This is a genomic window from Carboxylicivirga agarovorans, from assembly GCF_050589845.1.
GTDB classification, from domain to species: domain Bacteria; phylum Bacteroidota; class Bacteroidia; order Bacteroidales; family Marinilabiliaceae; genus Carboxylicivirga; species Carboxylicivirga agarovorans.
This window is the reverse complement of sequence record NZ_JBNGPA010000004.1, coordinates 64,199-90,709: the sequence shown is the minus strand read 5'-3', so window position 1 is coordinate 90,709 and position 26,511 is coordinate 64,199. Positions and strand designations below refer to the sequence as shown.

The following is a 26,511-nucleotide window of genomic DNA, read 5'->3' as shown; positions in this document are numbered from 1 at the left end:
ACTAGCACTGACGTGTGACGTTAGAATTATTTCTATCTTGTCAAAGTTTAAGAAGTATGCTTAGGCGCTTCAGGCAAGAAGTGTGAAAATCGTTGGAGAGATGTGGGAAAAATTTCCATGTTCTTTCTACTTTTGCATTTCTTTATTTAGTTTAGAAAAATTGATTAAGTAGTAAGTTTAACACACTACACAGTATGGATAAGAATAAAGAAAATCATGGTTTTTTAGACTTTGCATATCAAATGTATAAGACTATGAAAACCAATGAAATTAATTTGGTTTACGAAGGAGAAGTAACACAGGAAATTACTAAGACCTTTACGTCAATAACTGAAAAAAGTCTTGAGAAGAGTCAAGAGTCCAATTCGGTACAGCGTAAAGTTTTTAATGTAATGGTGGAGTGTCTTCAGAACATTAGCAAACATGCCGATTCTCTTGATGAAAACGAAAGTGAACGTCGGGGAATAGTGATGGTAAGTCATGGCGAAACGAGTTATAACATTATAACTGGTAATGTTATTAAAAATGAGAAAGTGCCTGAGCTGCAAGCAAGTCTTGAGCAAGTTAACAGCTTGGACAAAAAAGGCTTATCTGAGCTTTATAAAAAGCAGATGCGCGAAGGTAAGATCTCTGATAAAGGTGGTGCCGGACTTGGTTTTATCGACATTGCTAAAAAAACCGGTAGTAAACTAACTTACGAGTTTAAAAAACTAAACGAAGAAGTGAGCTTTTTTATCTTAACATCAACAGTAAAACGAAACTAATCTGACAAAAAAATGGAAGTAATTAATATTGCGGGAACAGACGATACACCTAATGTAATTCTGGATAAAGACAATGCCAAGTTTGAGATCTCAGGACGATCATTACCTGAGGATGTTAACATGTTTTATGAGCCAATCCTTGAATGGATTGATGGTTACGCTGAAGCACCGGCAGATAAAACAGAGTTTCATTTTAAACTGGAGTATTTCAACACTGCTTCTTCGAAAGTGATTCTTGATATATTATTGAAGTTTGAAGAAATCGTTGAAAATGACCACGATGTTGTGATCAAGTGGCATTATCACGAGGAGGAAGAAGACATGCTTGAAGCAGGTGAAGAATATGCTGATATTGTTGAAATACCTTTCGACTATATTTCATACACCGACTAAGACCCCAATACCCAAACATACTTTGAAATTTAATTTATGAGTGAAGAGATTCTGAAAGCACTGATGCAGCTGTTTGGTTTAATCGCCAAACAGGATGGAGGTGTTGAAGCGAATGAGACAGAATATGTAAAAACATTCCTGAAACAACAGCTAAATGCTGAGGACGTTGAAGAATACTATTCGCTCTTTCTTAAATTTTCGAAAGATTCAAAACTTGGTAAAGAAGAACCTGAAGGTAAGGTTAAGTTGACTTCAATGAAGGATTCCGTGAAAATCCTCGGAATTTGTAAGAAGATCAACAAGAAATTGAATAAAGAGCAGAAGGTTGTTGTACTTCTACGTCTTTATGAGTTGGTTAATGCCGACCGTAAATTTACCGAGCAACGGATGGCCATTATTAATACTGTGGCCGATGTATTTAAATTGCCCAAAGAAGAGATTGAAGCCATTGAAACCTATACGGTAAATAATGAACTCGCTCAACTCGATTTGGACGATGTGTTAGTCGTTAATCATCAGGTGCCTGAACTAACTCATGCCAAGCATATTCAAACCGGCGAACTCGACAGGAATGTGCTGATATTAAGGGTGAAAAGTGCTGGCCTGTATTTTGTCAGATATACAGGTGAGCAGGATATTTTCCTTAATGGCCTGCTGATTAACAATCGACGTATTTATCTTTTCCCTAAAGGTAGTTTTGTAAAACTACCAAAGGGACAACCGGTTTATTATACTGATGTTGTATCGCACTTTATGTCGGACTCATCGGTCTCAAAGATTTCCTATGAAGTTAAAGGGGTAGGATTCCAGTTTAAAACCGGGGGTATTGGCTTACGCGATGTCAATATTTCAGAAGAACAAGGCAAGCTGATCGGAATTATGGGTGCCAGTGGTGCCGGTAAAACAACTTTGCTAAATGTGTTGTGTGGTAACGAAACACCAACAAGCGGCGAAGTACTGATCAATAGCTTTAACCTGCATCATGAGCGTGACAAAGTAGAAGGTGTTATCGGTTATATTCCTCAGGATGATCTATTGATTGAGGAACTGACAGTATACGAAAACCTATACTATAACGCCAAGTTGTGCTTTAAAGACAAGGATGAAAAAGAGATTGAGGAGATGGTTAATAACACCCTCATGAGCCTTGGATTGTATGAGCGTAGAAACCTGAAAGTTGGTTCGCCGCTTAACAAAATGATCAGTGGCGGGCAGCGTAAGCGATTGAATATTGCCCTGGAATTAATTCGTGAACCCGGGATCCTGTTCGTTGATGAACCAACATCGGGATTGTCTTCACGTGATTCTGAAAACGTAATGAATTTGTTACGTGAATTAGCGCTTAAGGGCAAGTTAATATTCGTTGTGATCCACCAGCCATCATCTGATATCTACAAGATGTTTGATAAGATGTATATTCTTGATACAGGTGGTTATCCGGTATACTATGGTAACCCAAGTGAATCATTGATATACTTTAAACGACTTGATGCTCAGATCAACAGTGATCAGGGGGAGTGCGGGACATGTGGTAACCTCAACCCTGAGCTTATATTCAATATTATCGATGCCAATGTCATTGACGAGTACGGTAATTACACTAACAAGCGTAAAACATCGCCGGAAGAATGGCATGACCATTATAAAGAAAATATAGAATTGCCACAGGTAGAGCAGGTGACGTCAACGCCTCCCAAATCCTTAAATATCCCGTCGTGGTTTAAGCAGTTTTTCATTTATACACTTCGTGATTTCAAATCGAAAATAAGCAATACGCAGTATATTCTGTTAAACCTTCTTGAAGCGCCGTTCTTAGGATTTATACTGGCATATCTTATTCGATATATTGTTGATCCTGAGTCTGATATTTATATTTTCCGTGACAATGAAAATATAGCCCCTTATATCTTTATGGGTATTATTGTGGCTCTGTTTTTTGGTTTGATCATCAGTGCTGAAGAAATATTCAAGGACGCTAAAATATTGAAGCGCGAAAAGTTTCTGAACCTGAGCCGCTCCAGTTACCTGGCATCTAAAATTCTGATATTATTTACAATGTCAGCCATTCAAATGACACTGTTTGTGTTTGTGGCCAATAGTATTCTGGGTATTAAAGGCATGAATTTCGAGTTTTGGCTGGCTCTGTTCTCAGTATCTGCTTTTGCCAATATACTTGGCCTTATCCTGTCAGCGTCTTTTAACTCGATTGTTACCATTTATATACTTATTCCACTGGTAATGATTCCGCAGATGGTGTTGGGTGGAGCCATGTTTACTTTTGATAAGCTGAATAAAGATTTTACAAGCGTCGATAAAGTACCATTAGTGGCCGAGGTAATGCCTTCCCGTTATATCTATGAAGGACTAATTGTGCACCAATACAAGCATAACAATTATAAAAAGAACATTTTTGATGTAGAGTTACAGCACAGTAGTTCTGACTTTAAAAATGTCTATTACCTGCCCGAGCTTGAAGAGGTTATTGATGCTTGTCGTATAGGAGACAAAGAGAGTGCAGCGTATGCAAATGATCTTGGCTTATTGCATAACGAATTATCAAAGGAGATGGAACGCGTTCCATCAATCACCTTTAAGGCGCTTGACAAACTAACGGTTGAAAACTTCAATGAAGATGTTGCCCTGGAAACTAAGAACTACATCCAGGAGTTAAAGAATCATTACAGAGATATATTTAATACGGCCGATAATACGATTGACCGTTTCTTATCAGAGAATATCAGAAATAACAGAGAGCGTTTCAACGCCATAAAAGATGCCTATTACAATGAGAGTATCTCTGATATTGTGCGTAAAACCTTTGATAAAAATAAGTTATTACGCGATGGAAATAAACTTATTCAGGTAGTAGACCCAATTTACCAAATACCTGAACCCGAAACAGCTGTTTCGTTCCGTACGCACTTTTTTGCACCGCAAAAACATTTCGCAGGTGTTTTCTATGATACATTATGGTTCAATATTACCGTAGTCTGGTTATTGACTATTATGATGTATGTCGTGCTGTATTTTGATTTGCTAAAGAAAGGAATGGACTTCTTTGGGGAATTAAAACTGATTAAAAAGTAACCTTTTACTAAATAATTGAGTATAATTGCTTCAATCGAAATTAAAAACGTACTAAAATGTTGAGAAAATTTAGTTACCTAACCTTGATGGTTGCCGGAATTTGTTTAATGTCAGCATGTTCTGGGTCATCAAAAAAGAGCAGTGAATCTGATGAGTTAACACTTTCTGCACCAGCTGAAAGCGGAGCTCTTGAATTATCAGAAGAAGTAATGAGTGATGTAATTCAGAATATTTCATCACCGGTTGAGATGGCTTCAATAATTAAGGCTACAGGAGTTGATTTCTCTCAAAAAATATTAAATAGCACCGACAAGGTTGATGATTACAACACCAGCTACAAGCGTGCGCTTAACCTGGGTGTTTATAGTGCTGACCTTGGTTATATCAATACCTTTGACAAAAACAACATTGTTGTTTCATACCTGGTATCTATTAAGTCTTTGGCTGAAGGTATTAAGGTTGGTCAGTTCTTCGATTTCAATTCATTGAAACGAATGGCTACTAACAATAATAACCTGGATTCGTTGATGCAGATTTCTATCTCAAGCTTCAACCAAATGGACTCATACCTACGTAGCCAGAAGCGTAGCAACGTATCGTCTTTGATTGTTACAGGTGCATGGATTGAAGGTTTGTACATTACAGCCAGTGTGATTGAGGAAACCAATGATGAGAACTTGATTAATCGTGTTGCTGAGCAGAAAGATATTATCGACATCATCGAAATTATTTTAAAGAACTATAGCGGAGATCCTGATTTCGCACAGTTGGCGGAACACATTGGTAAACTTAAGCAAGCATACAGCGGCGTAAGCATTACGACTGAAATGGGTGAGGCTAAAACAATAGAGCAGGATGGTAAATTAATTATCGTACAGGATGAAGTAAGCCATGTGGAAATATCTCCTGAAGATGTAAATGCTATTGTTGCTGAAATCAAGTCATTAAGAGAATTCATTGTGTCGTAAGTCAGAGTATTTGAAAAAACCTTATTTTTGCAAATGTTCTTGGGGACCAATTAAACTGAAAAAGATGAAAAAATTAATTTATAGCTTCCTGGTTCTTTTTTTAATGAGTGCTTTTAGTGCATCGGCGCAATGTGGCGATGACTTGCTTAAGCAGGCGTTGAAAGAAATGGGTTCAAGCCAGTATATAAAAGATTTTACCGTTGAAATGGTAAAAGAAAAGAAAGATACTAAAACCGGATACGTTAAATTTTCTGTTGTACTAAACAGTAACACTCAATACAAGTTTAACATTGTTAACGGGGCTTCAAATGCTGAAAAGATGATCATGCAATTAAAGCAAAATGAAAAGCTTATCAGTAGTAACTTCCACAATGGTAAAATGTATGATGAGTTTCAGTTTGTTTGTCGTAAAACAGGTGTTTACCACTTGTATTTCTCATTTAAAGGCGGACAAGAAGGGTGTGCAAAGTCGGTTCTTTCGCTTGTGAAGCAACTCTAGGATACTAATTACCTTATATAGTAAAGCCGTTCATTAATGAGCGGCTTTTTTGTGTAATGATCTTTCCTGCTGTCATGTCATCAATATGACCTGTTCGTTTGTGTCAATCATTAGCCTGCTTTGATTGATGTTCCATGATTTTACAGAAATGGCCCCCTGATAAATATCAAAAAAGAACCCGAAAGAGAACAGAAATGCTCGCGAAGAGAAACAAAAATGCTCGCGAAGAGAAATGAAAATGCTCCCGATGATATTTGTAACAGGTCCTGATGTTTTTATAAAGAAAAAAACCGCCCCGTAGATAAGGGCGGTATATCACTTTAATTTGATGGTATACGAATGAAATGAACATCCGCGTTTGTTGTAGAAGTGGATATTACTAAAATAATGAATAAATAACTGTTAAGCCAGACATTACAACAGAAACCATTGTCATTAGCTTGATCAGGATGTTTAACGACGGACCTGAAGTATCTTTAAACGGATCACCAACAGTATCGCCAACCACACCTGCATGATGCGCCTCACTACCTTTTCCGCCATAGTGACCTTTCTCAATATATTTCTTGGCATTGTCCCAGGCACCGCCAGAGTTGTTTAGCATTACAGCCAGTGTAAAACCGGTTACCAAGCCACCCATTAACAGGCCAATAACGCCCGCTACGCCTAGAAATAGACCAACAATGATAGGAACAGCAATGGCTAAAATTGAAGGAACCAGCATTTCACGTTGAGCACCTTTGGTAGATATAGCTACGCATTTGGCATATTCAGGCTTACCTGTACCTTCCAGTATTCCAGGTATCTCTCTGAACTGACGGCGTACCTCTTCTACCATTGCACCTGCTGCACGACCTACAGCTTTCATGGTCATGGCGCAAAATACAAAGGCCATCATCGCACCAATAAATAAACCGGCTAACAGTAGCGGGTTGAACATGTTAAGCTCATAAAAATCAACAAAGTCCTTGATAGATGCAGATGTTAAACTCTCTGCCCCGGTTACTTCAAGGAATTTATTACCAAGCTCAGGCACTTTCTTAAGCCATATTCTTACCTCTTCCATATATGCCACCAATAAAGCCATAGCAGTTAATGCGGCCGAACCAATAGCAAAGCCTTTACCTGTTGCGGCTGTGGTGTTACCCAGCATATCAAGGGCATCAGTACGTTCGCGCACTTCTTTTGGCAGCTCGGCCATCTCAGCATTACCACCCGCATTATCAGCAATAGGTCCAAAAGCATCTGTTGCAAGAGTAATCCCTAAAGTTGATAACATTCCCACGGCGGCAAATCCAATACCATATACTCCTTCGCTAAAGTCAGTGAATCCGCCTGCAAAACCAAAGGCTGCGATAATACCTGCAACAATAGTTACAACAGGAATCCATGTTGAGTACATGCCAACAGCAATACCATCGATAATGGTTGTAGCCGGTCCTTGCAGTGCCTGTTTTGCAATACCCTGCGTTGGTTTGTATCCGTCAGAAGTGTAGTATTCAGTTCCCTGGCCTATAATAATTCCTGCAATCAAACCGGCAACAACAGAGCCAAATATACCCCATCCAAACCATCCAAGATAGGCCATTACTCCAATGGCAATTAATATCAGTACCGATGATCCGGCAGTACCCACTAGCAATGAGTTAAGTAGATTCTTGGCAGAAGCATCTTCTTTGGTACGAACCATAAACACACCCAAAATGGAGAATATAATACCTATAGCTGCCACGATCATTGGAGCAATAATGGCTTTCTCGTTAAACTGGCCTGAATTCATTGATATGGCAGCTCCCAAAGCGGCAGTGGCCAGTATTGAACCACAATACGATTCGTAAAGGTCGGCACCCATTCCGGCAACATCACCCACGTTATCACCCACGTTATCGGCAATGGTTGCAGGATTACGTGGATCATCTTCAGGAATTCCTGCCTCTACCTTACCCACAAGGTCAGCACCAACATCGGCTGCTTTGGTGTAAATACCTCCACCAACACGTGCGAATAATGCCTGTGTAGAGGCTCCCATACCAAAGGTTAGCATGGTGGTCGTAATATGAACCATTTTAGCATGTATCCATTCGGGGTTGGATATAAAATCTGTTGTCCAGCCACCTGTAAGGCTTACTTCTTCGGCTATTGCCAAACCAAGGCCAAAGACATTATGATCGTATATATAATTCAGCACCCAATACCATAATGCGATATCTATTAATCCAAAACCAACTACAACCAGGCCCATTACAGCGCCGCTTCTAAAGGCTACTTTAAGTCCTCTGTTCAATGATTTAGATGCACCATGAGCAGTACGTGCCGATGCAAAGGTGGCTGTTTTCATACCCAGGAAACCACAGAGCCCGGAAAAGAAACCCCCGGTTAAAAAGGCAATTGGGACAAAAGGATTTTGAACACCAATAACAGCCAGTATGGTAAGAATTATTAACAGCACAAGAAAAACGATACCGACAACTTTATATTGTCTCGAAAGATATGCCATAGCCCCATCTCTGACATGCTGAGCGATTTCTTTCATTTTGTCTGTGCCTTCCGATTCTTTCATCATTGATTTGAAGAAAATCCAGGCAAAAACCAATGCCAATACTGAGGCAAAGGGGATAAACCAAAAAATTGAATTCATAGATGTTTTGTTTTAGTTAGTAAATGAGTTAGATACTGAGTGGGTATTGACAGGGCGACATGATAATGCTGTCGGAAAGTAGATTTTTTTCGACCTGATAGTATCCAATAAGAAGTCGGTTGGTTCCGGCTTGGATATTGCATGAGTTATCTTTTTTCAGGTTACACTCCTGGTGATTCCTCTCAATTCTTATCTGTCCCCGCAATGACAAGATAATGATTAACCCACATTATTCATAACTTTTTTGAAATGAATAGTATTGTGGCGTGATCACGATCTGGAAGAACTCATTTTACACCACAGAATTAGTACGCTTGGTTCCGTGAATTATTGGTTGGCATTACCAACCTGCGAATATATTAATGCCGAATTCGCCCTTTTTAATACGGTTCTGATGAAAAGGGAAGCCATAGTAAGGCTCAAGTATCATGGCTCCGAATAGGTTGATCCGGTAGGCTAAGCCACCGCTAAAGACCGGTATACGTTGAGACAGGTTATTCGTAGTCAATCGTGCAACCGGATAGGAATTTTTGTTCCAGCTAACACCAGCATCAACGAACAAGGCCAGTTCGCTGAATAGAAAATTGGATGAAAACCAGGCTATCTCTTTAGGTCCCGTAAATGGTATACGCCATTCAATGTTTGAAACCAAAAGACGGGTTCCTATTAACTGGTTCATACTAATAGTATTGGCGTCAACTGATTCATCACCGTATAGGTTACCCATTTCATAGCCTCTTACAAACCATGGAGAACCGAGGAAAAGCTCTGACATACGATCGCTGTCTGAGTCTTTACCGTACCTGCCGTAATGATACAGACGGAAGGCTATGCTATATGGCTTAACAAAGAAATAGCGCCTGAAGTCGACCAGCAATGTCTGCATCTGCATCTTGTGCAGGTAATGCTCCATCTGTATTCTAAGTCGTTTACCCTCAACCGGAGAGGCCAGTCCCATTTTGGCATTGTCTATCACAAAAGCAGCATCGAGTATAGCTGTGCTGAAGCCGTCAGGAGCCGGCATTTTTTCTTTCTCCGATGAATAGATCTGCGAGAAAGAATTGATGTTTTTTATCTTTTCGATTCGGTAATTATAAAAGGCATATGAGGCACCTAACTCAAAGCGACGTGTTTTATTAATGGGGATAAATGTAAACACCGACAGTTTATCTTCAAAGGTACGCCTGTAAAGATAGTTGAGTGTACGTGCAGTACTGCCGTCGGCCAGTGAGTCCATTTCGTATTGATAGGTGCCTGTCCGATAGGGAATGTGTGAAAGGGCCACGCCTACTTTAACCCGCTTCCGCTGGTTGATATATGCAATTTGGCCGCCAAAATCATATATTTCACCATTGATGCTCAAGGCAGTGTAAAGCATGTTTTTGCCCAATATGTCGCTGAACATGGCCTCGATGCTTCCTGCCATACCTGTGCCGAAGCGGCCTGTCATCACGCCGGCTGAAGCATTGCCAATATAATCAAGCTTAAAATTATTTCTTATTTCATCTGTGAAAAAGCTATCGGCTTTTAACGAATAGGGCTGTCGGTTAAAGTACAGGTTGGTTTCAATTTGTGATGGAATGGATGAGTAAGGAACTATTCTCGATGCACTCATGTTATACTCATTATCAGAAACAGGGAGAGCATTTTGCTTTAATTGATCCAATGAGCTGCGGTAGATCGTATATTCCCCGTTCCAAAGCATGGTATATAGCAGGGTGTCGCCCGATGTGCTTAATGCCGGCGAATAATCTGTCATGCCGGTTATGCCGGTCGGATATTGGGTTATTTGCTTATAGCTGCCATCGCTGGTGTTTAAGAGGTATAAATTGCGCCGTCCATCCCGGTTTGACAGGAACAGTACTTCATTATGATGTTGCGTTGTGGTGGGATTCAGATTCTTAGCCCCGTTAAAAGTGGGGAAGAAGTAGTGTTGATCGCCATCGGCTGAAATACGTGCAATGTTAAGGCCGTTTTTATAGTCTGTTTTATTGGACAGATTCTTGTCGCTCACATAGTATATGAATCGACCATCATTAGTCCAGGTGGGCTGGATGCATGAAAAGGAATTGTTGGTTATATTCTCAACCGACAAATCATCCAGGTTGTATGTGACAATATCAGATACGCCTTCTTTTAAGGCTGAAAAAGCGATTACATTATCAGTAGGGCTCCATGCGGGCCAACATATTTCATCGTAATCGTCAATAGTTATTTCCTGAACGGTTGATTTCTTCTTAACATCAAAAATCTGGCAGGTGGCTTGTCCCTGCTTAAAAGCAATAAAAGCGAAATACCGACTGTCGGCCGACCAGCTTCCTGCTGTTTCCAGGTAGTTGAGGGCATCAATCTCATCATGACTGGTAGCTGTGTACAAACGGGACACCAACTCACCTGTTTTAGCATCGGCAAGAAACAGGTCTATATCGTATAAGTCACGTTCCGATAAGTAGACAAGGTATTTGCCGTTGGGACTAAGAGCAGGATTAAGGTTATAGCGTCCGCTGTTTTTCTTTGAAATAATGCGATCACCTATAATGGAAAAGGTCGAATCGATCGATGAACTCAGTAAATGATCCTTCAGTGCATTTTGCCATATCACGGATAAGGAATCATCAGACAGCATCAATACATCACCTATGGCTTGCTCATATCCATCGCGGGCAGCAGCCTTAAACAAACGGGGAATATATTGTTCGCCATATTGATAGGCAATAAAAGCCCAAAAAGCATGACCATAACGATACGGTGAGTAACGATAGCTCCGTGTCATCTGCTCAAGGGTGGGGAAGTTATTATTAATTAAAGCATCGCGCATCCACAGAGCGGTATGACTGTTGGTGCTTCCCAAAGACAGGTATTCGGCCATTCCTTCAATCATCCACAGGGGCACATTATTGATAGCCATCAGGTTGATCTCCTCATCATGGGTGAGCATGTGATATTGGAAGGCGTGCACCAATTCATGGCCCAGTACATGGTCGGTTTGTTGCCTTGTATAGTTAACAGGCATGACAACCCGCCGCTTCATACCTTCGGTAACTCCTCCCGTACCTACATCAATGCGGCTGCTGACTGCTGTTGTTTGTTGAAAGTCGGCATGATTGGAATAGAAGATAATAGGGCTTTTAACATGAAAGGTGTCAAGAAGCACCTGTTGATGATAAAAATACCATTTTTCAGCCTGACGTGCCAGTTGCTCTATCTGCTCGTCATCTTTGAAGTAATGGTAGAGTTCAAAATTAGGTGTTTTATAAAGTTGAAAATCAAAATCATCATACGAGGGTTTGTTCTGCCCAAAGTACTGCGCATGAAGTGAAAAGACACTCCATCCAACCAATAACGATATGGTGAATATGATGCGCATGATGTCTGTGTAACAAGAGGTGCATTTAATCTACGTAATACAAACGTTTATGTTTGTAATTTATGACATTATGGAAGTTTTGGAAAGCATTTTTTAGTCGCTTTTTTTACGTAAGAGGCGTAAACTGCCAAAACCTGCTATGACAGACATGTAAAAACCAAAATCGTACCACCAGCCAGTGTTAAATGATTCGTAAATGGTAATATCTTTATTAAATAACCCAAGAATAAGCGAAAACGGGGCAATCCATCCGTGCCATATACCCGAGAAAAAACCGGCCGGTTCAATAGGCGAATAGTTCCCACCACCTGGAAGACAAGATGTAATTATTAGTGCTAATGTGATCAGGGATAAAATAAAATAGCTTCTTTGATTCTTTTTCATTGGAAAATATTTTTTGTGTATGACTCTAAATTACAGAAGGCTACTCAATATTACAATTGAATTGTTAAGATAAATCCTTCTGAAAGTCCTTAAAATATTGGTTTTTCTATTTGATTATATGAAATTGTTAACTATTTTTGCATCCGCTGAAAAGGTCATACGACCTGAAAAGCCGGGCCTATAGCTCAGTTGGTTAGAGCACCTGACTCATAATCAGGGGGTCCCTGGTTCAAGCCCAGGTGGGCCCACTTAATTATCAAGAGGTTACAAACATTGTTTGTAACCTCTTTTTTGTATAAGGGAAAAATACATTCTATCTGGAAATCTAATGGAACAACACTAAATCCCTTAATTGTGGATTCTAGAGAACCGCTAGTAATGCATCTCGCATTTCAACTGGATCAATGACCATTACATTATGATGTCCGTCCACATCAGTCTGTGTAAAACGATTGTCCTTTTTTGTTTTGTCTGAAAAAGAATCAAACAGTGGATTTTTATTTTGAATGCAACGCATATATGTTCTGCGGATATCACTTTTGAAAGGATCCCCCTGAACTACTTCAGTGAAACACCGGGCAGACATGGGTCTCATTCTGGGTGCAGACCATAAGGCATCCTCTCCTTTTAGTCCCCATACCTTTTCCCAGGTTTCAGGTGCACGTGGAGGTACCATCTTCCCTGCCTCTGCTGCTGCTTTAAAATGATTTTGAGTTTCTTGATCCTGAAAACCGGCAACCGACTCGCCTTCCCCGGGTAAGAAAGCATCAAGGTAAATGGCATGGGAAATTCGTTCTTCCTTATCACCCGCCACAGCTTGTGATAACACTGCTCCACCATAGGAATGGGCTACTACCACTGCGTCTCGAATGTCATTGAAAAAAAGATGGTTAAGTACATCCAGTCCATGTATGTGTAGTCCTATTTCAGGACTCTGTCGATGGGAATTAGCACCAAGGCCCGACAGATCAAGGGTAGTTACCGAGTAGCCGGCTCCTTGCAGCAATGGAATTAACTTCACCCACGCCCAGGCTCCGTGCCATGCACCATGTACCAGTACGATAGGTTGGTGTTTCACGTTTGACGTGCTTTCATTTCTTGCATATCCTTGAATAGATGGAATCATTGATGCTGTTACAGCTCCGATGCCAGTGATAATTGCTTTGCGACGTGTTAATTTGACCATATTCTTGTTGTTTAAAATGGGATATTAAACGGATAATTATTTTGGCTTAACTCGTTGAAATTTCACTATTAAAGCGCGCTTTTACATCTCTAAAGCACTTGGCGAACGTGTAATAAACGTGGAGAAAGGAATCGTAGGGGAAGAGCGATATATTAGCGATTACAAAACTTGCCATTAAGTAATGGGCGAAACACGCACCCTGCACTATCCATTTTACCTAGCCCTTTACAAAATACACCAGATTAAACCATTCTTTCGCATCAGAGTATAGACCTCCAATTCGCATGCCTCCCATCTCTCCGATCTGCTTAAGCTTATCAATCGTGTATTTGTAGGAGTTCTCGGTATGGATGGTTTCTCCCTTACCCAATGTAATACTTAACTGATTATTATTGAGCATAATGGTTTGTGGAATAGTTGATTGCAGGTGCATCTCTATTCGCTGCTGCTCATCGTTATAATAGGCCAGGTGCTCAAAATTATCAGGGTTGAAGTCCGACTGTGTATGATGATTGATCACATTCAGGATATTCTTATTGAATTGAGCAGTAATACCTTTGCTGTCATTATATGCGGCATTGATCACCCTCGTGTCCTTCACCATGTCAACACCCAGTAAAAAGCCGTCGCCCTTGTTCATTGAAGCGCCCAGTTCAGTCATAAAGTTGTCCACCTCTCGTTTGGAGAAATTACCAATGGTGCTGCCCAAAAAGCAAAAAAGCCGTTTATCCTTATTGGGTATCAGATCCAGCTGGTGATGGAAATCGGCCACAATACCGGTAATCTTCCTGAGTTCAAAACGCTCGGTAATACCCTGAATAGCATTGCTGATGGCCGACTGACTGATATCTACCGGGTAATAGGTGATGGTGGATAAAATATCAGGTGCTATCTGTCTGAAGATAGACGAAATCTTTGACGAATCACCACTGCCCAACTCAATAATATCGATGTTTCGAAGGTCAATATTTAATCGGCTTACAATGCTTGATAATATCTCTTTCTCACAATTAGTGGGATAATATTCCTTGAGCTGCGTGATTGCATTAAACAGCTCAGAGCCCTTTTTATCATAGAAAAATTTGGGGGATATGTATTTCTGAGGAGATGTTAAGCCCGCTAAGATCTCTTGTTTGACATTGTTAATGCCCCGCCTGGGAAGAAAATTCAATACTTCTGTTTCGCCAACCTTTATAACTCGCTCATCGATAAAATTCATAGTACATGTTTTAGTTAGGAATGCCCGTTTCAAAATGATTATTGGGGTCGTTGCTCCACTCAAACCAGCCGCCATCGTAAACCGATACATTGGGCCAGCCCATTAACCAGGCATTGTAAAACGCTTCACTGCCACGCCAGCCTGTACCGCAGTAAAAAGCCAGGTGTTTATCAGGAGTGATACCTCCCTCATTCCATATATCCATTACCTCACGGGCCTCTCTGATGGTATGATCCAGATTGCGGTAGTTCTCCATGTGGTAAGCATCAGAGCCGCAGTTACCAAATACTGAGCCGGGGATACGTCCCTTCTTTTCAATGTAGTTGTAACCACTCACATTGCCGATGTATTCTTCCCAGCTGCGCACCGAAATGATATCCGCATCAGTAGCTTCGATCATCTCTTTGGCCTGGGGCGTATCCACAAAGATTTCAGGCATCGCAGGTATTGTGGCACCAAATTCTTTAACCGGCACCTTAGGCACATCATCGGTGCTGATGTCATACCCTGCATCTTTCCACGACTGAAAACCGCCATTCATCACGCGTACGTCCTTAACACCTGCATAAAGCATGATGGCATTATTACGGATGGCCCCCAGGTGACCTGCTGCACTTCCCGGAAACTCATCACGGTTATCAGGCCACATAAACTTACCGTATAATATAACCGTCGTATCTGCTGTGATGCCATGTTGCTCAAGGGCACGTTTTAGTTCTTCGGGAGAACGACGGTTCCATGTTTCAGGTGATTCCAATGCCAGGGTATCCATGTCAATGGCACCCGGAATATGACCCGAGAGGTAAGCATGGCGGTTGCGGTAATGAGCATGTACAATAACAATATCTCTGCCCTCCAGTTCAGGTGGACGCTTTCCATCCACTATGTTTTTCACCCACGACGCCGGCACCAGGCGGTCATAGCGAGGCAGAAACTCCATAGGAAGACTTTCGTCGTTGCACCATTCATCCTTAAAATGATGATAGATGCTGGTCTTGCCATAACCAGCTTTATTCAGCAACTTAGCTACCTGCAGGCTGTCCTTCCGGTTATTGCCATAAACAACCACTCTGTTTTCTGGAAGAATGGATTTTGACCTGACAATCTCGATCCAGTCAATGTAAGACGTCCATTTAAGGGGTAATGATTTGGCGCCTTTAATATGCCCACCACGCTGCTCATTGTTCAGTTTCCAGCCGTTGTAAGCATCTGCCTCGCGTACATCGATAATATGAATAGTGGGCTCTGTTAGTAATTCTGACAATTCCTTCGTCGTAATCTCGGGGTAATCGTTCATATTCTATAGTTAAAAGTTTATTATTTCACACTACTCCCCTGATAGCCATCGGGTTCTCACGCCTTATTTCACACTACCAGTCTATAATCACCGATCATCTCATCCAGTGTTTTGTGGCTTCTGCTGGCCACCTTTTCAAAGTCAGATCTTCCATCGAATTTCCCGGTTCTGATACCTTCATAGATGCCGCCGATCACGGTACCCAGAAAGTCTCCAAGGGCGTCCTGACGATTGGCAATGTATTCATCAACTGAAATGTTTTTAAAGGCCAGATTTGTGTTGTAGTGCCTGTTAATAGCTTCAGCCAGCTGTTGCTGGGTGATTGTTTCTCCAAATAGATTGTAGGTGCCGCCTTGAAGGGAATCTTCAGTAAGCAACTTAAAATAAGCATAAGCCAGCTCGTCGCGGGAGGTATAGCCACACTTGCCTTCAGCTGCACAATTGATAATGCCACCTTCAGCTATGTAGGTATCAATGTATTCAAGGTCAGGTTCAATGTAAATACCATTCCTGCCAATGGCCCATTTCAAACCAGATTGCCTGATGTCCGCCTCCGTCTGCCGGTTGCTGGCAACTATAGGGCTGAATGCATTGCCTTCTTCAGCGCCGTATATACTTGTGTAAACGATCTTTTGAACGCCGTTGGCTTGTGCTGCTTCAATAACATGACGATGCTGCTGTATGCGATTATCAGGATGGTCCATGCCCGAAACCAGTAAAACGGCGTCAATACCCTCAAGGGCGGATATAAAATCAGCCTTACTGTTGTAATCCCCTTTTCGAATTTCTACCCCTAAGTGTTTGGCTTTATCCGGCGTTCGGGCAATGCCTATTGTATTTTCCTTACCTATAGTTGCCTTCAGCCTGTTAATGATGGAAGAACCCAGGTGCCCGCTGGCGGTGGTTACTGCTATTTTCATACCTCACAATTTTCGAACTCCATACAAGTTAAGTAATTAAAACAAAGAGTTAAAGTGTTGGAATGTTAAGAAGAGATTAAATGGGTAATTGTATGTGGGGACAACAGGCCTGTAGAATGGTGAATGTATTTTTTTTCTTGATTTATAACATTATCACCTCACCTCAATCCTCTCCACCCGGAGAGGAAGTGTGAACGATCGCACATTTCAGCGTTTATAAAATGATAAGAATTACCATGTTGCGCAGCTCCTTCTCCTGATAGGAGAAGGTCGGGATGAGGTGTAATTGTTGTCAGGGTGGTTGATTAAATATGCTCTTTCATTTTAATCACCTCACCTCAATCCTCTCCATCTGGAGAGGACGTGTGAACGATCGCACATCTCAGCGTTTATAAAATGATCTGAATTACCATGTTGCTCAGCTCCTTCTCCTATAAGGAGAAGGCCGGGATGAGGTGTAATTGCTGCAAATAGAGTTAAATAAAATATTCATTGAATTACAGGATGAATTTATGGACAACTCTTTATCTGAAGGATTAATTATTATTTTTATTTAACTGAAATATTAGAGTATGAGCCAGGTACATTTCGATAATCTTTTCTATGGTGCTTCTTATAAAATCAGACAGCGAGCAAAGCTCCTTCGTAATCAAATGACAGCGGTCGAAAAAAAGCTGTGGACCAGATTATGCAATAGAAAACTTGGAGGATTGAAATTTAGGCGCCAACATCCAATTGATATATTCATTGTCGATTTTTATTGTCATGAAAAAAAACTAGTGATCGAACTGGATGGTAAAATTCATTCTTTTAATAAAGAATATGACAGTGGAAGAACAGCAGAATTAAATCAATATGGTATAGTGGTCATTCGATTCACAAATGAAGAGGTTAAAAACAATATACGACTAGTGTGTAAAAAAATATATAAGGTTTGCAGTAATTTGTAATGCTCGTTATCGATCGTTTTTAACTTAATTACATAATAATTCCTTTTCCGGTAGAATATATTTTTATTATCACCTCACCTCACTCTCCACCCGGAGAGGACGTGTAAACGATCGCAAAGCTTATTGCTTTTTCAATCAATCCTTTGCGAACTTTGCGCACTTTCTTTTTTGCGGTCTTTGCGAGAAAACTTTTTATTTATAGACAGCCTCAGTGTGAACGACGGTCAACCCCTCCGCTACTCTGCGTTAAATTAAACACCTCAAGGCATGATCTGTAAAAGATAACTAAGCATTGGCAGGTATTCTTTCAGTTCACTGCGAAAATGCTTCAGGGCTTTGCTTATGTGCTTCTCCACTGCTTTTTCACTGATACCAAGTTTGGCCGCTATTTCTTTGTTTTTCATTTCCTCTTGTCGGCTCATCAAAAACACTTCAAGGCACTTAGGCGGCAGTTTGCGCATGGCGTCCTGGTATTTGTCGCTTAGTTCCTGCTCAATAAGACTGTCAATGGTATCGGCATTACTTTGATAGTATTCGGCCTCTTTGATAGCAAGGTGATCTGCGTCGCCATGGTGTTGACGCAGCACTTTCAGGCATTTGTTTCGGGTCACTCCAAAAAGATAACTGCTAAGTGAAGTGTTTATGCTTATCTTTTCCCTTTGTTGCCATAACGCCAGAAATACCTCCTGAACCACATCCCGCGCTTCATCAGCTGAAACAAACTTAGCGGCATAATAAAAAAGTGAGGTCGAGTACCTGGAGAATAATTCTCTGTATATACCCGCATCACCACTTTGTATGGCCTGTAGTATTATTTTTTCAGATGGATTCATGGATTCTCTCTTGGCCTCAAATATACGGAATCATACCAGAAAATAAACTGAGAAAAGTTTTTTGAAAAAAAATGATATCAAAGGGTAGGGTAAAACCTTTTTTTTGGAACATATTAAAAAAGGCCAAAATGGAATTGACAGAAGATACACTGATTAAATATATTAAGGAAGAACTGCCGGAAGAGGAACGATTGCTAGTTGAGCTTCAGTTAAAGGATAACGAAGAGGCGTTCCGTAAGTATATGCAATTAAAAGATACATGGGATTATGCTGCCCTAAAAACAAATGTAAACGATTATAATGTATCAGAAGAATGGACGCAGCTGGCATCAACTATATCTTTTAAAAGGAGCAGGCTGATCAGGTTCAGACAAGTAGCTGGAGTTATTGGGATAGCTGCTTCATTAATGCTTGCCTTTTTTATCGGGAACCTGTTTAATAGTATCAATCAAACAGAACTGGACCTAACGAGTGCACACATATTTACAGCTCCCGAAGGACAGATAACAACGATCACCCTGGCTGACGGTTCTGAAATTACCTTGAACGAAGGGTCGCAACTTAGTGTTCCCATTGAATTTGGTAAAACAAACCGAAAAGTAAACCTGAATGGAGAAGGATATTTTAAAGTCAGTAAAAACAAGGACCTGGTATTCTCCGTCATTTCAGGTAAGCAGGAAGTAAAGGTGCTTGGAACCATATTTAACATCAGGGCTTATGCCAATGAAAGCAGGATGATCACAAGCCTTGAAGAAGGAGTTGTTCGCTGGGAACTGGAAGATAAGCATATCACATTAAAACCGGGTATGCAGGTTGTATATGACTCTGAGAATAGCAGTATTGAGCAAAATCAGGTTGATGTTAACAGTGTCAGACAATGGGCTTTAGGAAGGTATATGTACCAGGATGCTCCATTCGAAGAAATTATATCGGTTATTGAGAAATGGTATGGTGTTCAGGTCAGATGGAATGCAAAAGAGTTTGAAGGCAAGCATTTCAATGGTGTTATTAAACGGTCTTCGTCACTGGAGGAAACCTTAAGCCTTATCAGCTTAATGACACCAATAGATTATACAGTAAAAGGGGAAATAGTAACTATTAAACGCATGAGATAAACAAAAAAATCGGGAGATGCTACCAACATTTCCCGATCAACTAATGATGTCTTGCAGGACATCACAATAGTAATTTAACAATACAAATTTATGAAAAAAAAGTGGAACTGTTGTTTTCTCTTCAAAGAGAGAACGACAACTAAAATCGTCAAGGTTATGAGATTAACCATGGTAATGCTTATCGTTACGTTGATGAATTTATCGGCCAGTACTTATTCTCAGAATAAGAATGTGTCGTTAAAACTTAAGAATGCAACGATTGAAGAAGCCCTAAAACAGATTCAAACGAACTTGGGAATTGATATCTATTTCCAAACCGAGATGATTCCTCAGGGAAGTACAGTCGATTTTGAAACACAATCAGCAACTGTAGCTGAAGTTATGGATGCCGTGTTAAAAGACACTGGCTTAACCTATCGGATGATTGATGATAACATGGTGATTGTGCCACGACAGTCGTCAGTAAATACAAAAGCACAGCAAGGAGTAACAGTTTCAGGTACGGTAACCGATGTTAACGGAGAGCCTTTACCAGGAGTAACTGTTACAATTGAAGGAACAACTACTGGAACAATAACAGGTATTGACGGAACTTATACCTTACAAAATGTAGAGGAAGGATCCGTTTTATTATACTCTTTTATTGGATTTGAAACACAGAATATTTCAGTTGCGGGACGGACGACTATTGATGTTACTTTGGTAGAAGAAGTAACCGATTTAAATGAAGTGGTAGTAGTAGGTTATGGCACTCAAAAGAAAGCCAACTTAACAGGAGCTGTTTCTGCTGTAAAAGGTGAAGAGCTTGCTAAAAGAACTGTTACTGATACGCGTTTAGCTTTGCAGGGAGCAGCAACAGGTGTGACGGTTATCGACCGTGGTGGAGTTCCAGGATCTGAAGATGTTAGTATTAAAATTCGTGGTAACACGTCTTTGTCTGCAGGTAGTAACCCGCTGGTTTTGGTTGACGGAATTGAAATGCCGATAAAAGAAGTTAATCCAACAGACATTGAAAGCGTATCTGTATTGAAGGATGCTGCATCAAGCTCTATTTATGGTTCACGTGCCGCCAATGGTGTAATTTTAATTACGACCAAACGTGGTAAGGAAGGTGATTTTAAAGTAACCTATGATGGTCATATGGGCTGGCAAACACCAGCTACTTTACCTGAATCAGTGAGTGCTGCTGATTACCTGATGTTGGTTAATGAAGCAAAAGTAAATGCAGGTCTTCAACCAAAATATTCTCAAGATTATATTGATCGAACAGTAGCGGGTGATGATCCGGTAAATTATCCATACACGAATTTATTTGAAGAACTTTACGAAACGGCTCCAATGCAAAACCACGCCCTGCGTGTGAGTGGTGGCACTGAAAAAGCCCGTATTTCATTGTCGATGAACTACCTGGATCAGGATGGTATGTTGAAGAATATTAACACAAAACGCTATGGTTTACGTTTGAACACCGACTTTATTGTTAATGATCGATTAAACCTTCGTGCTGACATTAGCTTCAATCGTCGTGATAATGACAAACCTTCTCGCGTGAATGATGCCATCAGTAATATCGTTGGCACTTCTCCTGTGTTCGTATCTAAATATCCAAACGGATTATATGGTTTGAATAAAGATAATCGTAGCCCTTTAGCCGCATTGGAAGTAGGCGGAGAAACTGAAGAACAAAGCGAACTGCTTAATATGAAGGCTGGTTTCGATTACAAAATACTAAATGGATTAAAGTGGACTACTGATGTTTCATATAAAACATTGAGCAATCGCACGCACCGTTTCTTAGCTGAGTACCAATTTATGGATCCTTTTGATGAAACCCGACAGGTGACACAATGGTATCCAAGTGAGTTGTTTGATAACCGCTGGCATGAGCAGGAGACGAATTTCCGTTCGTTAGTAAACTACAATAAATCATTTGGAAACCATGGTTTTAAAGCCTTGGCTGGTTTCGAAGCCATTGAGCATAAAGAGTATTGGTTAGAAGGAGCCCGTAAAAATATTTACAGCCCTGACTATGCTGAACTAAATACTGGTGACCCTGAAACGATTGACAATAGTGGTTATCGAAAAGACTGGGCTTTGGTTTCTTATTTTGGTCGTGTGAACTACGATTATAACCAGAAATATTTGTTAGAAGCTAACTTCCGTTATGATGGTTCATCACGTTTTGCCGAAGGTAACAAGTGGGGATTCTTCCCTTCATTCTCAGCTGGGTGGCGTGTGTCTGAAGAAGATTTCTTAGCAGGAACCGACTTCCTTGATAATTTGAAATTACGTGCTTCGTGGGGTGAATTAGGTAATCAGGACATTGGTTACTACAAATTTACGTCTCCTGTATTTGCAGGTTATGACTATTCATTCAATGATAAAGAAGCTAGTGGTTATTCACAATGGTATTATGCCAATGAAGATGTGACCTGGGAAACAACTCAAATTTTAGATCTTGGATTTGACTTAACCATGTGGCAGGGAAAATTAGGTGTTGTTGCCGACTGGTTCCAAAAAGATACGCACGATGTATTAATGACTTTACCTATTTCAACCATGGTTGGCTTAGCTCCTTCTGAGTCCAACGTAGGTAATATTCGTAATACAGGATGGGAAGTATCCATTACTCATCAAAACCGCATTGGCGAATTTGAATATGGTGTAGGCTTTAACTTATCCGATATCAAAAACGAAGTGGTGAGTTTAGCCGGTCAGGAAGCTGTGATTAAAGGTTGGAACATCCTAAAAGAAGGTGAAGCTGTGTGGGCCTTGTATGGTTATAAATCAGATGGTTTATTCCAGTCTCAACAAGAAATTGACGACGCTGCTCAACAACCGAATCACGCTGACTTAAAACCTGGTGACATCAAGTTGGTCGACCTGAATGGTGATGAGGTAATTGATGATGAAGATCGAACAATCATTGGTTCGGACATCCCTCGTTATACATACAGCATCGATTTGAACATGCGTTACAAGGGATTTGATTTAAATGCGATGTTCCAAGGTGTGGCACAGGCAGAGAACTATTTCTATGGCGCGCCTAATGAAGGGCCTAACTTTGAGATTTTCACCACAACACGAGCTTTAGATCGTTGGACGCCGGATAACCCAAATGCTTCTTTCCCTCGTTTGGAAGATGCATCGAATAAGAACAATTACCTGTACAATGATTTCTGGATTAGAGATGCTTCTTACTTCCGTATGAAGAACCTGCAAATAGGTTATTCATTTAAGCAAAACGTGCTTGAGAAGCTTCAGATTGAGCGCTTGCGACTATATGTTGGTGGTACCAACTTGTTTACCGTTACGGACGTAGAGAGTGGACTGGACCCGGAAACATATGATGGACGACCTTCATATTACCCACCGGTATCGACTTATTTAGTTGGTATGCAAGTAACATTTTAATGGTTTAAATTGAGAAAATTGAGACACATGAAAACATTAAAAATATATTTCTTCGCTCTGTTGATACTAATGGGAGCGAGTAATTGTAGCGACGAATTCTTAGAGAGGACACCAAGTGATCAGGTTTCTTCGGCTACATTTTTTCAACAAGAAAAAGACATCGAATACGCTTTAAATGCTGTTTATGACCTGATTGGCTTTAATAGCTGGAATCGTTCTTATGGTAGTGGAACAGACTTGTTACGCATCGAAGTTTTAACCGATAATGCAGTAGACCATCACTCGTGGAATGCTTGTTATGAATTAGGTAATGGTACGGCCAATGCTTATGACTGGTATGTGCAGTATCGCTGGCAAGAGCGTTATCGAGGCATTATGCGTGCCAATCGTTTATTGGAAGGTGCGCCTAATGTGGAAGACATGGACATGGATTACCGAAACCGCTTAGTTGCTGAAGCTACCGTACTACGTGCCTATTTCTACTTCGATTTGGTATACCTGTTTGGTGATGTGCCTTTCTTAACGTCAAGCATTATTCCGGATGATTGTGAACCGATGATTGATGCTGAAGGCAATGTAACGCCAAATCCAATGTGTACACGCACAGACAAAAATACCATCATGGATGCCTTAGTGGCCGATCTGGAAACAGTGGTTAATCACCTTCCTAAATCATACGACAGTGACGATAAGGGGCGAGTGACTCAAGGAACTGCTTTGACTTTGCAAGCTCGAATCCATTTGTATCGCGAAGAGTGGACGCAAGCAGCGGCGGCGTCAAAAGCAGTGATGGACTTAAATGTGTATTCCATTTATCCTACGTATGCCAATATGTTTGATTACCAGGGTGTAGATAATGAAGAAGTGATCTTTGATATCCAGGTGATGAAAGACGTTTGGGAAGGTGAGTTCTGGTTGCCTAACTACGGGCCTAACTCAGTAGGCGGATGGAGCTGTTCATGTCCATTACAGTCATTAATTGACACCTATGAAACAACTGATGGTAAAACCATAGATGATCCTACATCTATTTATGATCCGGCAATGCCATACGCTAACCGCGATCCGCGCTTACACCATTCTATCTTATACCCTGGTCGCGAATGGCAGTGGGGTGTTTACAATACGATTCCTGGAGCTACTTATCCTGGAGAAGAAATTGTTGCCGGTGATGATTTAACTGATGGAACAGGTGGCCAGTGGAACAAGTCGGCTACCGGTTATAACTGGATCAAGTATATCTCGCAGCAAGATATTGATGATGGAAACTATTGGGATAGCGGTATACATTTCATCATAATGCGTTATGCCGAAGTATTATTAATGTATGCTGAGGCGAAGATTGAAGCAGGCGATGTTGACCAATCGGTTTATGATGCTATCAATGATGTTCGTCAGCGAGGTGATGTCATGATGCCAGCTATTACAGCCGGGAAGTCGATTGATGAATTACGCGAAATTGTTCGTCGTGAGCGTCGTGTTGAATTAACATTTGAAGGCATTCGCTTGTATGATATTCGTCGTTGGAAAATTGCTGAACAGGTAATGCCTGGCGAGTCAGAAGGACTAACATATACCGATCCGGATAGTGGTGAACAAGTAACACTTTCAGGTGGTAACAGAAACTTTGATCCGGCTAAACATTACTTATGGCCGATTCCACAAGCTGAAATTGATGTTTCAGGCATCACTCAGAATAACAATTGGTAATATGAAATAACAGTTATGTAGCCTTGTTTTGGCAGGGCTGCATAACTTTCTTCATCTTACTTCGATACAAAACTGCTTTTATCTCTGCCTTCTCATCTCACAAACCATTAGGATATCACTAAAATCAGTCAAATAACCACTATGAAATTACTCTTGATTACTCTGGCGGCTCTGATTGTAGGAACAGGATGTACAACTGTTCAAAAAGAAAAAAAAACAGTACAAACTATTGTCAATAAGGAACTCTCGCTTCAATCTGACAACCAGTTGTTACAGGATGGTTTTAACTGGGCTGTTCAAAAAACTGGTCAGTTTGTGATGACCGGTAAAACAGGGTTGGTAAATAAAGATGAACGTACGCCGAATGGAACCGACTCGGCCAACTATATTCCATCTTATTGGGCAGGCTATTACGATAGAACAGCATTCTATGGAAGAGATTTTGTTCATCAGGCCGTTGGTGCTCAAATTGTGGGCTTATGGGATGAGAATTACTCCATGTTCAAAACCTTTGCCCAAAATGCTACTGAAGCAAGAGATTGGTGGACCCTTTGGGCTTTTAATTTTGATGGCACACCGCATCATATTGACTACAGAGGTGATGAGAAATTTGTGAAGGAGGTGCCGGCACAATTCGAACTGGTAGAGAAAGCTTACAAACAATACCTTTGGAGTGGTGATGAACGCTATATTAATGATTCAACCCTTTGGCATTTCTACACCAAAACCCTGACTGATTTCATTAAACTGCACGATACCAATGATAATGGTATTGCTGAGGGTAAGGGAGGAATTTGGGCAGGTAGCTGCACCTATAACGAACGAGGCGAATATCCCATTGAAGCCGGCGATGGCATCGCATGCCAGTATCAGGCTACTTTAGCTTATGCGCATATGCTAAAAGCTCGCGGCGAAGAGGAAAAAGCACAATTGTGGTATACCAAAGCAAGCGAAATTAAAGACTACTTTAACAATGAATGGAGTGTATTAGAAAACAATTCAGATATCTACACACGTGGCATTAACAGAGAAGGTGAGAAGTTAACCGGCTTTGGTAAAGAGAATTCCTGGTTTATGCCTTTGAAACTAATTACTGAGCCAGGAAAACGCAATAATGATTATCTCCAATTCATTTCTGAAAACCTGGGTGAAGGCATTGGCACTACACCAACTGCACCCAAGAACATTGAAGCATACACCTATCTGCCTGATATGTACTTCCATTACAACTGCAATGATGAGGCATGGTTTTGGATGAAATACATCCTGTCTGTTAAGGACCTTCCGCACGAACGTCCGTCTCAGGGAACCAATGGTGATTATCCTGAAATATCTTATACCATTATTTCACAACTGGTGGAGGGGATGATGGGAATTACGCCAAATGCCAATACAGGATATATTGAAACGGCTGCCAGGTTACCTCAGGAGGTTGGTTTGGTTAAAATATACAATGTACGTTTTGGTGACTACTGTGTTGATGTTGACCATGAGGGCCTTCAGAAAACTCATCTTACAAATAGATCTGCTAAAAAAATAAACTGGAATGCGTGTTTTTATGGTGACTATAGCACTATAATGGTCAATGGAAAGAAAATAAGCGCCAGTCAAAAGGAAGTTAATGGTGTCCTGGTTAGTTATGTTAATATAGACGTACAAGCTGCAAGTACAGTTAAGGCAGAAGTATAAGGCATCACTTGTTCACCTTATCCAATTATTAATCTTATTAATACAGCTTGCAACAAAGAAAAGGCAAGCACGCAAAAT

The 26,511-nt window shown here is 40.7% G+C and carries 18 protein-coding genes and 1 tRNA gene; 11 read left to right on the top strand and 8 right to left on the bottom strand.

Annotation, left to right across the window (positions count from 1 at the left end; translation table 11 throughout):
- The first annotated feature begins 194 nt into the window (after nucleotides 1-194).
- The 5 genes from ACRD69_RS06310 (at nucleotide 195) to ACRD69_RS06290 (ending at nucleotide 5,711) form a co-directional block, all read left to right on the top strand.
- On the top strand, nucleotides 195-764 hold the full coding sequence (locus tag ACRD69_RS06310; protein ID WP_430814225.1) for a SiaB family protein kinase: 570 nt from the start codon (nucleotides 195-197) through the stop codon (nucleotides 762-764).
- Between the two features lie 12 nt (nucleotides 765-776).
- Nucleotides 777-1,157: a DUF1987 domain-containing protein gene (locus tag ACRD69_RS06305; RefSeq protein ID WP_430814224.1), complete on the top strand. Its 381-nt coding sequence runs from the start codon at nucleotides 777-779 to the stop codon at nucleotides 1,155-1,157.
- Between the two features lie 36 nt (nucleotides 1,158-1,193).
- Nucleotides 1,194-4,244 carry an ATP-binding cassette domain-containing protein gene (locus ACRD69_RS06300; protein ID WP_430814223.1) on the top strand — a complete coding sequence of 1,017 codons (3,051 nt, stop codon included), beginning with the start codon at nucleotides 1,194-1,196 and terminating at the stop codon, nucleotides 4,242-4,244.
- A gap of 56 nt (nucleotides 4,245-4,300) precedes the next feature.
- Nucleotides 4,301-5,212, top strand: a complete 912-nt coding sequence (locus tag ACRD69_RS06295; protein ID WP_430814222.1) for a hypothetical protein — start codon at nucleotides 4,301-4,303, stop codon at nucleotides 5,210-5,212.
- Between the two features lie 64 nt (nucleotides 5,213-5,276).
- Nucleotides 5,277-5,711, top strand: coding sequence for a hypothetical protein (locus ACRD69_RS06290; protein WP_430814221.1), 435 nt, complete (start codon nucleotides 5,277-5,279; stop codon nucleotides 5,709-5,711).
- Between the two features lie 379 nt (nucleotides 5,712-6,090).
- Here the strand turns inward: ACRD69_RS06290 and ACRD69_RS06285 are convergent, their stop codons facing one another.
- The 3 genes from ACRD69_RS06285 to ACRD69_RS06275 form a co-directional block, all read right to left on the bottom strand.
- Nucleotides 6,091-8,349: a sodium-translocating pyrophosphatase gene (locus tag ACRD69_RS06285; protein WP_430814220.1), complete on the bottom strand. Its 2,259-nt coding sequence runs from the start codon at nucleotides 8,347-8,349 to the stop codon at nucleotides 6,091-6,093.
- A 340-nt stretch (nucleotides 8,350-8,689) separates the two neighbouring features.
- Nucleotides 8,690-11,716: a TolB family protein gene (locus ACRD69_RS06280; RefSeq protein ID WP_430814219.1), complete on the bottom strand. Its 3,027-nt coding sequence runs from the start codon at nucleotides 11,714-11,716 to the stop codon at nucleotides 8,690-8,692.
- Between the two features lie 93 nt (nucleotides 11,717-11,809).
- Nucleotides 11,810-12,100: a hypothetical protein gene (locus ACRD69_RS06275; protein ID WP_430814218.1), complete on the bottom strand. Its 291-nt coding sequence runs from the start codon at nucleotides 12,098-12,100 to the stop codon at nucleotides 11,810-11,812.
- A 174-nt stretch (nucleotides 12,101-12,274) separates the two neighbouring features.
- On the opposite strand from ACRD69_RS06275, the gene ACRD69_RS06270 reads away from it, so the two are divergent.
- A tRNA-Ile gene (locus tag ACRD69_RS06270) sits at nucleotides 12,275-12,348 on the top strand.
- Between the two features lie 113 nt (nucleotides 12,349-12,461).
- Here ACRD69_RS06270 and ACRD69_RS06265 read toward each other — a convergent pair.
- From ACRD69_RS06265 to ACRD69_RS06250, 4 genes are all read right to left on the bottom strand, one after another.
- Complete coding sequence (locus ACRD69_RS06265; RefSeq protein WP_430814217.1) at nucleotides 12,462-13,286, bottom strand: alpha/beta fold hydrolase; 825 nt, start codon at nucleotides 13,284-13,286, stop codon at nucleotides 12,462-12,464.
- A 217-nt stretch (nucleotides 13,287-13,503) separates the two neighbouring features.
- On the bottom strand, nucleotides 13,504-14,505 hold the full coding sequence (egtD, locus tag ACRD69_RS06260) for an L-histidine N(alpha)-methyltransferase (RefSeq protein WP_430814216.1): 1,002 nt from the start codon (nucleotides 14,503-14,505) through the stop codon (nucleotides 13,504-13,506).
- Nucleotides 14,506-14,515: 10 nt separating this feature from the next.
- Entirely contained in the window at nucleotides 14,516-15,802 is a 1,287-nt protein-coding gene (locus tag ACRD69_RS06255) for a rhodanese-like domain-containing protein (RefSeq protein WP_430814215.1), read from the bottom strand.
- A 68-nt stretch (nucleotides 15,803-15,870) separates the two neighbouring features.
- Nucleotides 15,871-16,722 (bottom strand): NAD(P)H-binding protein, encoded by an 852-nt coding sequence (locus ACRD69_RS06250; protein ID WP_430814214.1) that lies wholly within the window; start codon nucleotides 16,720-16,722, stop codon nucleotides 15,871-15,873.
- A gap of 572 nt (nucleotides 16,723-17,294) precedes the next feature.
- On the opposite strand from ACRD69_RS06250, the gene ACRD69_RS06245 reads away from it, so the two are divergent.
- Nucleotides 17,295-17,672 (top strand): endonuclease domain-containing protein, encoded by a 378-nt coding sequence (locus ACRD69_RS06245; RefSeq protein WP_430814213.1) that lies wholly within the window; start codon nucleotides 17,295-17,297, stop codon nucleotides 17,670-17,672.
- Between the two features lie 260 nt (nucleotides 17,673-17,932).
- On the opposite strand, the gene ACRD69_RS06240 is transcribed toward ACRD69_RS06245, so the two are convergent.
- Nucleotides 17,933-18,505, bottom strand: coding sequence for an RNA polymerase sigma factor (locus ACRD69_RS06240; RefSeq protein WP_430814212.1), 573 nt, complete (start codon nucleotides 18,503-18,505; stop codon nucleotides 17,933-17,935).
- Between the two features lie 128 nt (nucleotides 18,506-18,633).
- On the opposite strand from ACRD69_RS06240, the gene ACRD69_RS06235 reads away from it, so the two are divergent.
- From ACRD69_RS06235 to ACRD69_RS06220, 4 genes are all read left to right on the top strand, one after another.
- A complete protein-coding gene (locus ACRD69_RS06235) occupies nucleotides 18,634-19,620 on the top strand; it encodes a FecR family protein (RefSeq protein ID WP_430814211.1) in 987 nt (328 codons plus the stop codon).
- 156 nt (nucleotides 19,621-19,776) lie between these two features.
- Entirely contained in the window at nucleotides 19,777-23,034 is a 3,258-nt protein-coding gene (locus tag ACRD69_RS06230; RefSeq protein ID WP_430814210.1) for a SusC/RagA family TonB-linked outer membrane protein, read from the top strand.
- 27 nt (nucleotides 23,035-23,061) lie between these two features.
- The gene (locus tag ACRD69_RS06225) at nucleotides 23,062-24,744 is read left to right on the top strand and encodes a RagB/SusD family nutrient uptake outer membrane protein (RefSeq protein ID WP_430814209.1); all 1,683 of its coding nucleotides are present in this window, start codon (nucleotides 23,062-23,064) and stop codon (nucleotides 24,742-24,744) included.
- A gap of 141 nt (nucleotides 24,745-24,885) precedes the next feature.
- A complete protein-coding gene (locus tag ACRD69_RS06220) occupies nucleotides 24,886-26,433 on the top strand; it encodes a hypothetical protein (RefSeq protein WP_430814208.1) in 1,548 nt (515 codons plus the stop codon).
- Nucleotides 26,434-26,511 lie beyond the last annotated feature (78 nt).